A 13,241-nucleotide genomic window follows, 5' to 3' on the forward strand; every position below is an offset into this window, starting at 1 on the left:
CGGCTCAGCGCCCCACCTCCACCAGCCGGACCGGCCCGAGCAGACCGGACGGCATCGGATCCCAGTCCTGGGGCGGGGTCGAGCGCCACTGCATGTAGTGGTGCAGGTCCAGTTCACCGCGCCGCGCCAGGGCACGGACCCGGTTCGCCGCGAGGTTGGTGACGTCGAGTTCCAGGACGTTCTCCCCCTCCCGCAGCGCGCGCCCCAACGGCACGTGGAACGGGAGCGCCCAAGCTGTGGCCACGTCACGGCCGTTCAACCGCACGCGGGCGCTCTCGCGTACGTCGCCGAGGTCGAGCAGCCAGTCGCGCGCACGCTCCGTATCGGTGGCGCTGAAGCGGAGCGTATAGCGGGCGGTGCCGGAGAACTCCGTCTCCTGGTCGCCCAGTTCGGTCCAGGACACCAGCTTGTCCAGTGTCCTCGTCGGCGGCAGCTCGGGGCCGCCCTCGCGGAACGCCAGCGTCCACGGCCCGGTCAGCTCGCGCTCGCGGCCGGTGGGCACCGATGTGGGGGCGGGGGCCGCGGAGAGTGCGCGCGTCGTGAAGGTGCGCAGGATGCGGGACTCGCCGGGTTCGAGCCGCAGCCGCACCTCGACCGCAGCCCTGTCGCGCCGGGTCTGCGCGAGGCCCCGGGTGTCGCGCAGCGGGTCGAGGACCCCGACGGATGCCGCATGCGAGCCGAGCGGCCACCAGCCGTCGACGGGCTCCGCGGTGACGTTGGTGAGGAACAGGTGGCTGCCTTCGGCATGGCGGCGGCGCAGCACACGGAGCCCCGAGTCGGCGACCGGCTCGCGCACCGCGCCCGCCGCGGCGAGAGCGGCGTCGAGTCCACTGCCGCGCCCGGTGACGACGACGCGGCCGCGCCCGACCCGGAACCGTCCCCTGTGGCTCGGGTCGCGCCGCTCACACAGTTCGGCGGCGATCCGCTTGAACTCGGCCCGGCGGCGGTCGAGTTCGGCGAGCCCCGGCACGTCCTCGGGCAGCTCGCCGACGAAGACCACCGTCGCTCCCGCCGCGGCGAGGTCACGGAGCCTGCGGGCGGTCTCCAGCGGGATGAGCCGCGCGTTCGGCACGAGGACCACCGCGTACCGGCTGTGGCCGTTGGACACGCCGTCGGCGGAGCCGCGGAAGCCGGCGAGCTGCCGGTCGGAGACCCAGTCGAACTGCCAGCCGCGCGCCTCCAGGCCCGCGGCGATGTCACCGGCACCGCTGGGGTGGCCGTACATCCAGTCGGTGCCCTCCCACTTGTAGTCCGGGGACAGCTCGATGTCCTCGGCGCCGTCGCCGACCCCGCCGTCGGGCAGGGCCCACAGATCGTGCTGGGGGAAGTGGACGAGGATGTCGTTGCCGTGTTCGCCGGACTGGAGCACCGACTGGCAGCGGGTGATGTAGTCGTTGAGTTCGGACAGGTCGCCCCAGAGGGTGTTGGCGGGCTGGAGTTCGGCGGCCGCGTAGAAGGAGAAGCCGGGCCAGGGGATGTCCCGGGTCTCCTCCGGCGAGTACGCCGTGCCGTGGAAGACGAGGTGGTTGATGCCTGCGGCGAACAGCAGGTCCACGGTGGGTTTCGCCTGCGAGAGCGCCACGTGGAAGTGTTCGTCGCGCCAGGTGAGTGTCTCGGCCGAGGCGAGCGGTTTACCCAGTACGTGGGCGGACGACGAAGCGAAGCGCCACACAAGTGACTTGGGTGCGTTGGCGGTCCCCGCGCCCTGGCGCAGACCGGGGATCGGGATCAGCTCGGCGCCCGCGTACTCGGTCTCCGGGATGTCCGCCGCACCGTAGATGTCGAGCAGGTTGGCGGGCGATCCGTGCGCCTGGTTGCGGGTGAGCCAGCCGCGCTCGGCGCTCCAGGCGTCCCACGGCTCGGCGAACTGCTCGAGGAACAGGTCGGCCAGCGTCTCCCGGACGTCGGACAGGACGCGCGAGCGCACCTCGGGCGTGCCGGCGTCGGTGAACACCTCGGGCAGGTGCGGGACGAGGTCGTAGCCGCGCAGCCGGGCGAACTCCGCGACGGCCCGGTGTGTCCAGTCCGTCGCCTCCAGCTCGAAGGAGTCGTGGAACAGTGCGCGTATCCCTCGCCCCGAGCCGATGGCTTCGCCGAAGTGGTCGAGGTGATGACGCACGGCCGCGCCGTCGAAGTAGTCGACCATCAGGCCCTTGCCGCCGGGCCCCGCCCGCTCGACCCGCTTGAGCACCAGGCCGCTGAACACGCCCGTGAGTTCCCAACTCCCGGCCGGTGCGGTCCAGTCGAGGGTGCCGTCCTCGTGCACACGCGCGGTGAGGTCGACGGTGTCGCCGCTGTCCGCCTCCCGGGCGACCAGGGCGGCGAGCGGCGGCTCGGGGAGCGGGTCCATGGGCGGACGCAGGTCGGGCCGGGCGAGCTTCTCCTCGTCGACGAGGCCGGGGTGCGGCGGCTGCGTGGTGCGCACGGGAACGCCGAGCCGCTCGCCGTGCCCCAACTCCCAGTGCTCCACGACGACTTTGCCCGCGCTCTGTTCAGGCTTGATCCAGGGCCCGCCGAAGGTCCAGCCGGAGCCCGTGGTGAGGTCCACGCCGAGGTCGAGTTGCCGGGCATGCCGGGTGGTGGCGTCGAGCGCGGCGAGCCAATCCCTGCCGAGGTAGGCGAGGTCGTGTTCCTCGTAGCCCTGGGCCTCGTAGATGGGCTGGATCTCGACGCCGCCGAATCCGACCTGCTGGAATCGTTCCAGGTGGCGCGCGAGCCCCGTCTCGGTGACGGCGCTGCCGAGCCACCACCAGCGGGTCCAGGGGCGCGCCTCGCGAGCGAACCGCGGCCAGTCGAGTCCGTCCCCGGTGCCGGGGACGGTCTCGGCCGACAGGGCCGCGGCCACCGAGGTGGCACGCGACGCGACCGCGGATGCTCCCAGGGCGACGGTGCCCCGCAGGATGTCTCTTCGACGCATCGTGTGCTCATCCCCTCGACGAAGTTCGGCCCCGCCGGGACGCGCAGGCCGTCGTGCCCGTCCGAGCCGGCCCGCCGGCGCGACCACGGCTCGAAGATCGCCCGCCGATGCTCGCAGACCCGGCCCGGCGGCCACAATGGTCTTGCATCCACCGAACGGGCCATGAATGTGAACACGTGACAGCTTCATGGCCGCGGCGTGTCGCCGAGATGCGACCGGCGGCACGACCAGGAGGCCGACGACCAGCGCGAGTTACCCATTCCGCAGACCATGTGCGCCGTCCGACCACCGCCGTCACGACTCGAAGCAGCGAGAAGAAGTCACGGATGTGACCGTTCTTCATTCATCGAAACAGCGTGGCGGCTCGGGAAAGGGTCCAGGTCGTCGGGGTCCGCTGGTCCGGCGGGTACTGCGCCAGGCCTCCGTCGGCGGTGGTGTCGAGTGTCATGCGGGTGATGGCGTTGGTGAGGGTGTGGCCGCCGGGCGCCCGTGCGATCTGCCACCGCTGGAGCGTGTTCTTCGGGTCGCACTTCTCCCACGTGGCGGCGGAGCCGGGCTGCAGCGGCACGTTGAGGGTGAGCTTCCCGCTCCGGGTCTCCAAGCAGGCGCCGCTGGTGTCGTCGGCGAGGGTCGCGTAGCCGTCGGCGGTGCGGGTGATGCGGACGGTGCGGGCGTCGGTGCGGCCGCCGCGGTCCGCGAACGTGTACGTGCCGTCGGCGACCGGGACGCGGGTCAGGTCGCGCACGCCGGGCGCGGTGCCCGTCGTGGCGGCGCGTGCGGTGAACGCGTCGTAGGTGGCGTCGGGGTGGGCGGCGCCCCAGGTGGCCTGGGCGAGGTGGTCGAGGGCCGGGGTGGTGGCCCGGGCGACCTCGTTCTCGGTCTCGCCACGTCCGTTGTCCGGCCACAGACTGATCTTCGCGCCGGTGATCCCGCGGTCGGAGGTGAGCTTCTCGCCCTCGAAACTGCGCGGGTCCCACCGCTGGTCGTACAGCTTGCGGGTGTCGGTGTGGAAGCCGCCGCGCACCAGGTAGAGGGAGTAGGCGGCGTTCATCACGGGGTGGCCCCGCGCGATCAGGGCGCTCGGTTTCACGTCGACGTCCAGCCAGTGCTCGACGGTGGTGCCCGGGGCGACGGGCACGGTGTTGGCGCCGGTCAGGCCGTCGTTCCAGATGCGCAGCCGCTTGCCCTTGCTCTCGGCGTAGGCCTGCACGCGGTTGACGAAGTCGATGAAGGCGTCCTGTGGCGTGGCGTCCGCTCCGTACTTGGCCCGGGCGTACTCCAGCACGTGCGGGTACTTCGCGAAGTCGGAGCCCAGCATGTACTCGTCCGCGCCCATGTGCCACCAGCCGGACGGGAAGACCTCGGCGTACTCGTCGATCAGGCTCTTGTAGTACGTGAACGCCTCGGGCTTCGTCACGTCGAGGCGGGAGGGCTGGGCCTTGCCGTCCTTGTCGACGAGCTGGAGGTCGGGGCGGTTCTCGATCCACGGGTCCATGTGACCGGGCGAGTTGATCTCGGGGACGATCGTGACGTGGTACTTGGCGCCGAGCGCGACGATCCTGCGGATATCGCTCCTGGTGTAGTAGCCCCAGGTGTTGGCCTCGGGGTGGCTGTCGCTCTTGACCTTGATCTCGAGGAGCAGCTGGTTCAGCCGGCGGTAGGACATCTCGCGCACCAGGTTCTCCAGCCAGTCGGTGGAGATGTGCACGTAGCAGGCGCAGACGCCGGCCCCGCGCTCCTTGTACCGCGGTACGTCGACGGTTCGGCCCGCCGGGATCGCGTCGCCCTGTGCGAGCATCTGGAGGAGGGTGCGGGTGCCGTAGAAGGCGCCGGTCTCGGCGGCGCCGGTGATCTCCAGCCGGGCGCCGGCCCGCAGTTCGTACCCCTCGGCGCCGAGCTGACGGCGGCCGGGGGCGACGTCGATGACGATGTCTCCCGTCCGGGCGGGGCCGCCGGTGACGGGTACGGTGCCGTGGCCCGCGGCGCGCAGGTCACCGACGAGGGTGCGGGCGACGCGGCGCGATGCCTCGTCGCCGGCGACGAGGCGGGTGCGGTCGCCGTAGCTGTAACTTCCCGCGCCCGGCACCCAGTTGTCGAGGGCGGGCAGGGTCCGCGGGACGGCTTCCTGCGGCGACGCTCCGGGCGCGGCGGAGACGGGCAGTGCCCCGGCGACGAGGGCGAGGGCGGCACCGGCCAGACCGACGAGATACGGTCTGCGGCGCCGGGCGGGTGGTGTCGTGCGCGACTCGGTCCACATGGGACCCGAGGGTTCCCGGCTCCGCACGACGCGGTCCATGGACATCGCCGACGAGTACTTGGACATCCGGGCAATCACGTCCCGCGCTCCGTCCAGCGTGAGAATCCGCCGCCCCATGAGCACCCCTGGGCCGTGTTGGCCAGAACTTGCACAGAGTGTGCGCAACTTCCGAGTACCCTCGCACCGCTGGTGGGGAATTGTCGTCCCCGCGGCGCCGGTAGCAACACCTGTGAACGCAGTGCGTGGCGAGCGAGGTGGAGGAACTGCCCCGATTTCGTGCCCGCGCCCACATGAAGGTCATCTCGGTTCCATCAACTGCCCGCGGGCGACCTGACCTTGGCTGGCTGTCCGGCGCACCGTGTGGTGTGATCGCCCGCGCCACTCCCCCTTTGAATCCCCCGTGCGAAGGACTTCCCCATGAACTCCGCTCACCAGATGCAGACCCTCGAGATCTCCGACTCCGACCTGGACGGCGTCTCCGGCGGCCTGAGCCCCGAGGGCAGTCTCACCATCGACGACAAGACCGTCGGCACCGCCGACCTGATGGCCCTGGCCCAGGGAACCGCCCTCGGCGCCGCCGCCCAGGCGCAGAACGCCTTCGCCCAGCCGCACCAGATCAGCGTCAACGGCTCCCTCTGACCGCTGCACCGAGCCCCCTGCCGACCTGGTAGGGGGCTCGGTCATTTTCCCCGGCGCACCGCGCCTGCCGCGGGCGCGCGTCGGACGAACGCGGCCGAACACGACGGGCAGCATCGGTACGACGCTGAACCCGGCCTCGGCAACTGGCCCGCCCACCAGCAGCCCTCCGAACGCCCCCCGGTCGACCGACTCGCCCTCTGACTCAACGTGCTCAGCATCACGGCCGGCTTCCCTGCTTTCTCGTGCAACCCTCGGCCGCCTTTACGAGTCTCCTGTGTGCCGAACGGCGAGTCACGCCTGCAACAAATTGGGGCAAACGCCAACGGACCAACACCTCGTCGAAGCGGGATGTCCTCCGGACGCCTCTGTCCCTTGCAGGAGCTCAACGCATGGCCAACCACATACGCCCTACCGCCCCGCCTCCGACGCGCATCCGCGTCGCCACAGCGGACGCCTCGTCGGCGGGCACGGCCCGCACGGCCGACTCCGTCACGCACCACAAGGCGGATTCCAGCGGGGAGGGCTACCCGATGTTCGGAGCGAACGCCGCCAACTGATCCGCAGCCGTGAGCAGTTCATCCGGCCGGACGACCGGCACCTCCGTCACACCGGACTGCCGGGCGGGCCCGTACCGCGACGTCGGCCACCAGGCCCACCTCGGCGAACACTCATTGGTCGATTCATTCGTCGATTCATTCGTCGATTCATTCGTCGATCAGCACAGCAATACCCGACTCGTCATCGTCAACCACCCTGCGAAAGGCCCCTCCATGAAGCGCACGCTCACGTTGCTCACCGCGCTGGCCATCACCGCACTGTCGCCCACAACGGCGCACGCGGCGGTCAAGAAGGCCAAGACTCCGCTCACTTGCGAGTCCCGGACGTTCACCTCAAGACCGGGCCCGCAGTTCAGCGACCCCGAGGACCCCGACGCCCAGATGAACATCATGGGCCCGATCATCGAGTCGATCAACAGCGCCAGTTGCGGGCAGACCATACGCGTCGCCATGTACTCGATCGGCAGCACGCACCCGGGCCCGGAGTTCGCCAACGCCCTGATCGCCGCGCACCAACGCGGCGTGATCGTCAAGGCGCTGATGGACTCTCACAGCGACAATGCGGTCTGGCAGTCGATGGTCGCCGAGTTGGGCAACGACCCGCGCGCCTCCAGCTTCGCCGCGCTGTGTCCGGGCGGCTGCCTGACCCACTACGCCGGCTCCGCCCTGCACGCGAAGTACTACATGCTCAGCGGCGGCAGCGACGCGAACAGGACCGTGACCGTCAGCAGCGCCAACCCCACCTCCGCCCAGGCCAGAACCGCGTGGAACAGTGGCGCCACCGTCAAGGGCAACGTCGACCTGTACAACTCCTACGTCCGCTACTTCACAGCCATGGCCAAGGGGGCGCTGAATGGGCCGGGCCCGTTGGTGCCCGACTACTACAACACCACCAGCGGCACGGACGCCAGGACGACACTGTCCCCGCCCTCGTACCAGTGGCCCAAGGCGCGCTCCAAGAGCGACACTTGGGTCGACTTCCTGAACAACGTCAAGGCGCCGGCCACGATCAACATCGCCATGTTCCAGTGGACTTCTCACGGGGACCCGGGCGACCGGAACTATCTGGAGCTGCCGAAGAAGCTGGTGAGCCTGGGGAAGACCGGCGTCAAGATACGAATACTCTTCACCGCCGGTCAGGTTGACGGCAGCGTGGAGGACTACCTGAAGGACCGGGCGAACATCGAGGTGCACGACACCTCCCGCGGCATCGACGCGAACGGTAACGCCCTGCACTACACGCACGACAAGTACATGATGGTCAGCGGCGGTTACGCGAGCTCGTCCAACGCCAGAGTCGTGTTCGTCGGCTCCTCGAACTGGACGAGCAACGGCGTCTGGCACAACGACGAGTCGGACCTGAAGCTGGTCGGCCAGTCCAGCTACGACATGTTCAAGACGGACTGGCAGAACCAGTTCAACCGCTGCTGTGGGACCGTGGCACGGGAGTTGACCGCCGAGAAGCGCGCCGAGAACACGGCACCCGAGATCCCGATCGACCCTGAGCAGGTCGAGGAGTAGGCGGGAGTAGGCGCCTCAGCCGCCGCCCGCCAGCACCCGGTCCGGCGTGATCGGCAGTTCACGCTGCCGGACGCCGGTCGCGTGGTGCACGGCGTTGCCGATGGCGGCGGCCGTTCCGACGATGCCGATCTCGCCGATGCCCTTGCTGCCCATGGGGTTGAGGTGGGGGTCGTCCTCCTCGATCCAGTGCGCCTCGATCGCGGGCACGTCGGCGTGCGCCGGTACGTGGTAGGCGGCGAGGTCGCGTTCCACGAAGTCACCGAAGGCGGGGTCCAGCGTGCTGCCCTCGGTGAGGGCCATCCCCAGGCCCATCGTCATCCCACCGATGAACTGGGAGCGTGCGGTACGGGAGTTGAGGATGCGGCCCGCCGCGTAGACACCGAGCAGGCGCCGCACGCGGACCTCGCCGGTCACCGTGTCGACACCGACCTCGGCGAAGTGTGCGCCGAAGGCGTGGCGCGCGTAGGCGCTGTCGGCGTCGGCGCGGCCCGCCGTGTCGGCCGTGGCACAGAGCCCATCGAGCCCGTCGCGCCCGGACGAGGGAAGCTGCCCCTTGCGGTCGGCGAGGTCAGCCGCCAGTCGCGTACAGGCCTCGTGGACGGCCCAGCCCCAGGACGCCGTGCCGGAGGAGCCGCCCGCGAGCGGGGCGGTGGGGAGGTCGCTGTTGCCGACTTCGGTACGCACGCGGTCCACCGGGACGCCGAGTGCGTCGGCGGCGACCTGGGCCAAGACGGTACGCGCGCCGGTCCCGATGTCGGTGGCGTTGACCCGGACGACGAAGCTGCCGTCCGCGGCGGCGTGGGCGCTCGCGCGCGACGGCGCCACGTTCACGGGGTACGTCGCCGCGGCCACGCCGGAGCCGACCAGGACGGGTCCCTCGGCGCGGGAGCGGGGGCGCGGGTCGCGTGCGGACCAGTCGAAGCGGCGGGCTCCCTCTCGCAGGCACTCGGCGAGGTGGCGGCTGCTGAAGGGGCGGGAACTGTCGGGTTCACGCTGGGTGTCGTTGCGCAGCCGCAGTTCGACGGGGTCGATGCCGAGGGTTTCCGCGAGTTCGTCCATCGCCGACTCCAGGGCGTACATGCCCGGCGCCTCCCCCGGTGCGCGCATCCAGGAAGGGCTGGGCACATCGAGCGGGAGCACCCGGTGGGTGGTGCGGGCGTGCGGCGAGGGGTACATGACGCGGGTGACGGCGGCCGCCGTCTCGACGAACTCCTTGATACGGGAGGTGTGCGAGGTCACCTCGTGAACCACGGAGGTGAGTGTGCCGTCGGCCTCCGCCGCGAGCCGTACCCGTTGCACCGTCGGCGAGCGGTGGCCGACGACGGCCGCCAACTCCCGCCGGTGCAGGACGAGTTTGACCGGTCGCCCGGTGGCGCGGGACGCCATGGCGGCGAGCACCACGTGCGGCCGTGGTGTGCCCTTGGAGCCGAAGCCGCCGCCGACGTGTTCGGAGACGACCGTCACCTGGCCCTTCGGCAGCTCGAACAGGCCGGCCAGGACGTCGCGTACCGTGCTGGCGCCCTGGCTGGAGTCGTACACGGTGAGCCGGTCGTCCTCCCAGTGGGCGGTTGCCGCGTGCGGTTCCATCGGGTGGTTGTGCAGCGGCGGCACCCGGTAGGTGACGTCGACTTGGGCCTCCGCGCGGGCGTACGCGACGTCGGCGTCGCCGCGTGTGTGCTCGCCCGAGGTGCCGTCGGTGTCCTCGGGAACGTAGGCGTCGCGGTGGTCGGCGGTCAGGGTGACGTCGTGGGGTTCCTCGGCGTAGGTGACACGGACGGCGGCGGCTCCTTCGCGTGCCGCTTCCAGGCTGTCGGCGATGACGAGGGCGACGAACCAGCCGCGGTGCGGGACCCGGGCGTTCTGGAGCACCTTGAGCGTCGCGTCGTCCGGCTCGGCCAGGCGCGGCGCGTTGAGGTGGGTGAGGACCGTGACGACACCGGGCAGCGCCCGCGCCGCCGTGTCGTCGACAGCGGTGACCTCACCCCGCGCCACGCCGGCCGGCACCGGCCAGGCGTAGGCACAACCCTCGGGGGTGTGTTCGGCCGCGTAACGGGCGGCCCCGGTCACCTTGGCCGGGCCTTCCCTGCGCGCGGCAGGCGACCCGAGAGCGCTGGTGGTGTCCGGCATGGTTCTTCTCCCTGGAGAGCAGGTGTGGTGAGGCCGCCTGGGATGTCGGTCAGGAACGTGCGGGCGGTGTCAGGCGGCGCAGCATGTCGCACGCCAGATTGCGGGCGAGGCGCACCTTGAACGCGTTGTCGCGCAGCGGTTCGGCGGCCGCGAGTTCCGCGTCGACGGCCCGCTGATACGCCTCGTCGTCCGCGGCCTCGCCCGTCAGTGCCTCCTCGGCGCGCAGGGCCCGCCAGGGGCGGTGCGCCAGACCGCCGAACGCGATGCGGACCTCGCGCACCACGGCGTCCTCCACCCTCAGGGCAACGGCCACCGAGGCGAGCGCGAAGGCGTACGAGGCGCGGTCGCGCGCCTTGCGGTAGGCGGAGGGCAGCCCGGCGGTGGCGGCCGGGAGCAGGACGCCGGTGACGAGTTCCCCGGGCGCGATCTCGGTGTCCAGGTCCGGACGGTCACCGGGCAGCCGGTGGAACCCGGCCGCGGGCACCGTGCGCCGGCCTGCCGCGCCGTGCAGCTCCACCTGGGCGTCGAGTGCGGCGAGCGCGACCGCCATGTCCGAGGGGTGGGTGGCGATGCACTGCGGCGAGTGCCCCAGGACCGCGTGGTCGCGGTGGACGCCGTCGCGGGCCCCGCAGCCGGTGCCGGGCTCGCGTTTGTTGCAGGGTTTGCCCAGGTCTTGGAAGTAGGGGCAGCGGGTGCGCTGCAGGAGGTTGCCGCCGGTCGTGGCGATGTTGCGCAGCTGCCCCGAGGCCCCCGCGAGCAGTGCCTGCGACAGCACGGGATAGCGGGTGCGCACCAAGGGGTGGGCGGCGAGGTCGCTGTTGCGGACGGTCGCTCCGACGCGCACGGATCCGTCGGCGAGCTCCTCGACCGCGTCCAACGGCAGCCCGCTGACGTCGACCAGCATTCCGGGTGTCTCCACCCCCAGCTTCATCAGGTCGACGAGGTTGGTGCCACCGCCCAGGTAGCGGGAGCCGGGGTGACTCGCGTGGGCCGCGGTCGCCTCGTCGACGCTGTGGGCGCGTACGTACTGGAAGGCCTTCATCGGGTCACGTCCTCGACGGCCTCGACGATGTGCGGATAGGCCCCGCAGCGGCACAGATTGCCACTGAGTCGCTCGCGGATCTCGTCCCTGCTCAGCGCCACGGGGTCGCCCGGCTCCGCGCCCGGATCCGTCGCGTACGAGGGGTGGCCCGCCGCGGCCTCGGCGATGGCACCGACGGCCGAGCAGAGCTGGCCGGGTGTGCAGTAGCCGCATTGGAAGGCGTCCCGGGCGAGGAAGGCGCGCTGGAGCGGGTGCAGGTGCCCTTCCCCGCCGTCGCCCCCGCCCTGACCCTCGGAGCCACCACCACCGTCGTCGGCGCGCAGACCTTCGACAGTGGTGATGTCACATCCCTCGTGGGCCACGGCCAGCAGCAGGCAGCTGTTGGCGCGGCGCCCATCGACGAGCACGGTGCAGGCGCCGCACTGACCGTGGTCGCACCCCTTCTTCGCGCCAGTCAGATCCAGTCGCTCGCGCAGGACGTCCAGCAAGGTGGCGCGATGGTCGACCGTGAGATCGCAGCCCTTGCCGTTCACGGTCAGTGACACTGCCGAGTGGAAGGCACCGGTTGCCATGGGCGCTCTGCTCCCTCGTCCGACGTCCGAAGCGGGGTCCGGTCTGCGACCCCGCGTATCCAGCCTGGGCCAGAACACACACTCCGGCACGCGGAGGACGGGCCGTGCGTGGGACCCCGGCCCGTCCGTGGGGCTCGCACGGTCTCTGGCATGTTGGGCACGTGCCTCGGCGGACCGGCTGGGCCGGGGGCGAAGGGGCGCGGCACCGTGCTGCAGGCGGGCCCGCACCGGCGAGGAGTGTGCGGTGGCTACTTGGCCGGTAGCTGGTCGACGAGCCACGCGCAGAGATCGCGGGTGATCTCGGTGTGTCCGGTGTTGTCGGGCGACGTCTTGCAGACGTCGAAGGGGAAGCGGTCCTCGCCGAGCTGGTCGATGTTCAGATCGAGGTCCTGCTGCTTGCCGATGTCGGCGCCGTCGACGGCGAGGGCGCTGATACTGGGCACAAAGGTGATGGTCGGATACGGCGCCTCGGCGGACTGCCCGACGAGGGCATTCAGTGTCTCGGCGGCGATACCGAACGAGTCGAGGGTGCCGCCCGCGGCGCTGTCGAGCTCGGGATAACCGGAAGTGCGCTTGTAGACCGGGAAGCCGAGCAGCCTGCAGAGCTTGGCGACGGTTTCCGCCTCCCCGCTGGGCTGCAGATACAGCTCGGTGCCGATGTACAGCCCGCCGGTGACTTTGAACGCGGCCCTGCCAGGCGGATTGCCGTTGCCCCGGCCGTCGCCGCGGCCGTTCGCCACGCCGATCTTCATGGGGCGCATCGGCCAGTCGCCCATCCGCTTCAACTGCGCCACGAACTCCGTGCGGTCCGGGTGCTCGACGGGTTCGGCGGCCAGGTTCGTCTTGTGCCGCCACAGCATCTGCCGGGCGGCGGGGCTGTCGATCATGTCGGCCAGCCCGGAGTACAGGGGCTGGATGTAGTACGCGAAGGACTGCAGGCTGACCGGGATCCAGGCGCCCGAGTGCGGGGTGTCGAAGGAGAAGTAGACCGAGACCCGGTGGTCCATCCTCATCAATTCGAGGCGCAGCAGCGCGTAGCGAAGGATCAGTCCGCCCATGCTGAAGCCCCCGACGACCAGTGGTGTGTCGGTGAGGTTCTCGGCGTTCGCCCGCATGATCGCGGTGGTCGCCGTCCTGGCGTTGTCGTAGATCGAGGCGGTGCAGTCCTGGTAGCCGAGGATGACGACGTCGTAGCCCCGCTGGTTCAGCTCGTTGATCAGCGGGTAGCCGTTCGGGTCGTTGAACCCCAGGTAGAGCGCGTTGCGGTCGGACTCACCCGGGTGGAAGCCGTCCGAGAGGATGATCGGCTGCTGGATGGCGTCGTGTCCCTGGGCGAAGTACACCCAGCCCCAGCCGCCGTCGAGCTGCCACGTCGCCTCGGGTACGCGGATTCCGCCGCGTGGTTCCGTGGGGGCTTGCGTCGCACCGAGGGGGTGGACAGCGAATCCGGACATGTGGAACCCCTTCCGTTCACCGTGGATGGTGCTTCCACGGGTGAAAGTAGTCCCGCCGTGCCGGAAGACAATGGGCGACGAGAGGGCGTCGTCAATTTGGCCGGAAAGCAAGATATTTGATGACTCATCGCTCAATGGCCTGCCGCCAGGTTGCA

At 70.7% G+C, this 13,241-nt stretch carries 9 protein-coding genes; 3 read left to right on the forward strand and 6 right to left on the reverse strand.

What is annotated here, in order from left to right; genetic code table 11:
• Positions 1-4: 4 nt before the first annotated feature.
• Both ACOKM3_RS07010 and ACOKM3_RS07015 read right to left on the reverse strand, forming a co-directional pair.
• Positions 5-2,917, reverse strand: a complete 2,913-nt coding sequence (locus ACOKM3_RS07010) for a glycosyl hydrolase (protein WP_426898026.1) — start codon at positions 2,915-2,917, stop codon at positions 5-7.
• 343 nt (positions 2,918-3,260) lie between these two features.
• On the reverse strand, positions 3,261-5,174 hold the full coding sequence (locus ACOKM3_RS07015) for a family 20 glycosylhydrolase (protein ID WP_426906722.1): 1,914 nt from the start codon (positions 5,172-5,174) through the stop codon (positions 3,261-3,263).
• 417 nt (positions 5,175-5,591) lie between these two features.
• Here ACOKM3_RS07015 and ACOKM3_RS07020 point away from each other — a divergent pair, with 417 nt between their 5' ends.
• From ACOKM3_RS07020 to ACOKM3_RS07030, 3 genes are all read left to right on the forward strand, one after another.
• Positions 5,592-5,813: a hypothetical protein gene (locus ACOKM3_RS07020; RefSeq protein ID WP_426898028.1), complete on the forward strand. Its 222-nt coding sequence runs from the start codon at positions 5,592-5,594 to the stop codon at positions 5,811-5,813.
• Positions 5,814-6,202: 389 nt separating this feature from the next.
• The gene (locus ACOKM3_RS07025) at positions 6,203-6,370 is read left to right on the forward strand and encodes a hypothetical protein (protein ID WP_426898030.1); all 168 of its coding nucleotides are present in this window, start codon (positions 6,203-6,205) and stop codon (positions 6,368-6,370) included.
• A 213-nt stretch (positions 6,371-6,583) separates the two neighbouring features.
• Positions 6,584-7,891 carry a phospholipase D-like domain-containing protein gene (locus ACOKM3_RS07030; RefSeq protein ID WP_426898032.1) on the forward strand — a complete coding sequence of 436 codons (1,308 nt, stop codon included), beginning with the start codon at positions 6,584-6,586 and terminating at the stop codon, positions 7,889-7,891.
• Between the two features lie 15 nt (positions 7,892-7,906).
• On the opposite strand, the gene ACOKM3_RS07035 is transcribed toward ACOKM3_RS07030, so the two are convergent.
• The 4 genes from ACOKM3_RS07035 to ACOKM3_RS07050 form a co-directional block, all read right to left on the reverse strand.
• Complete coding sequence (locus ACOKM3_RS07035; protein WP_426898033.1) at positions 7,907-10,018, reverse strand: xanthine dehydrogenase family protein molybdopterin-binding subunit; 2,112 nt, start codon at positions 10,016-10,018, stop codon at positions 7,907-7,909.
• 49 nt (positions 10,019-10,067) lie between these two features.
• Positions 10,068-11,060 carry an FAD binding domain-containing protein gene (locus ACOKM3_RS07040; RefSeq protein ID WP_426898035.1) on the reverse strand — a complete coding sequence of 331 codons (993 nt, stop codon included), beginning with the start codon at positions 11,058-11,060 and terminating at the stop codon, positions 10,068-10,070.
• Complete coding sequence (locus ACOKM3_RS07045; protein WP_426898037.1) at positions 11,057-11,632, reverse strand: 2Fe-2S iron-sulfur cluster-binding protein; 576 nt, start codon at positions 11,630-11,632, stop codon at positions 11,057-11,059. The genes ACOKM3_RS07040 and ACOKM3_RS07045 overlap by 4 nt, the downstream gene beginning before the upstream one ends.
• Before the next feature lie 248 nt (positions 11,633-11,880).
• On the reverse strand, positions 11,881-13,086 hold the full coding sequence (locus ACOKM3_RS07050) for an esterase/lipase family protein (protein ID WP_426898039.1): 1,206 nt from the start codon (positions 13,084-13,086) through the stop codon (positions 11,881-11,883).
• Between the last annotated feature and the right edge of the window lie 155 nt (positions 13,087-13,241).

Origin of the sequence: Streptomyces nidicola (assembly GCF_050106155.1) — a bacterium.
Taxonomy (GTDB): domain Bacteria; phylum Actinomycetota; class Actinomycetes; order Streptomycetales; family Streptomycetaceae; genus Streptomyces.

Bases quoted from the DNA above. Each gene is read 5' to 3' on its own strand.
- ACOKM3_RS07010 (WP_426898026.1), bottom strand. From the start codon at position 2,917: ATGCGTCGAAGAGACATCCTGCGGGGCACCGTCGCCCTGGGAGCATCC.
- ACOKM3_RS07015 (WP_426906722.1), bottom strand. From the start codon at position 5,174: ATGTGGACCGAGTCGCGCACGACACCACCCGCCCGGCGCCGCAGACCG.
- ACOKM3_RS07020 (WP_426898028.1), top strand. From the start codon at position 5,592: ATGAACTCCGCTCACCAGATGCAGACCCTCGAGATCTCCGACTCCGAC.
- ACOKM3_RS07025 (WP_426898030.1), top strand. From the start codon at position 6,203: ATGGCCAACCACATACGCCCTACCGCCCCGCCTCCGACGCGCATCCGC.
- ACOKM3_RS07030 (WP_426898032.1), top strand. From the start codon at position 6,584: ATGAAGCGCACGCTCACGTTGCTCACCGCGCTGGCCATCACCGCACTG.
- ACOKM3_RS07035 (WP_426898033.1), bottom strand. From the start codon at position 10,018: ATGCCGGACACCACCAGCGCTCTCGGGTCGCCTGCCGCGCGCAGGGAA.
- ACOKM3_RS07040 (WP_426898035.1), bottom strand. From the start codon at position 11,060: ATGAAGGCCTTCCAGTACGTACGCGCCCACAGCGTCGACGAGGCGACC.
- ACOKM3_RS07045 (WP_426898037.1), bottom strand. From the start codon at position 11,632: ATGGCAACCGGTGCCTTCCACTCGGCAGTGTCACTGACCGTGAACGGC.
- ACOKM3_RS07050 (WP_426898039.1), bottom strand. From the start codon at position 13,086: ATGTCCGGATTCGCTGTCCACCCCCTCGGTGCGACGCAAGCCCCCACG.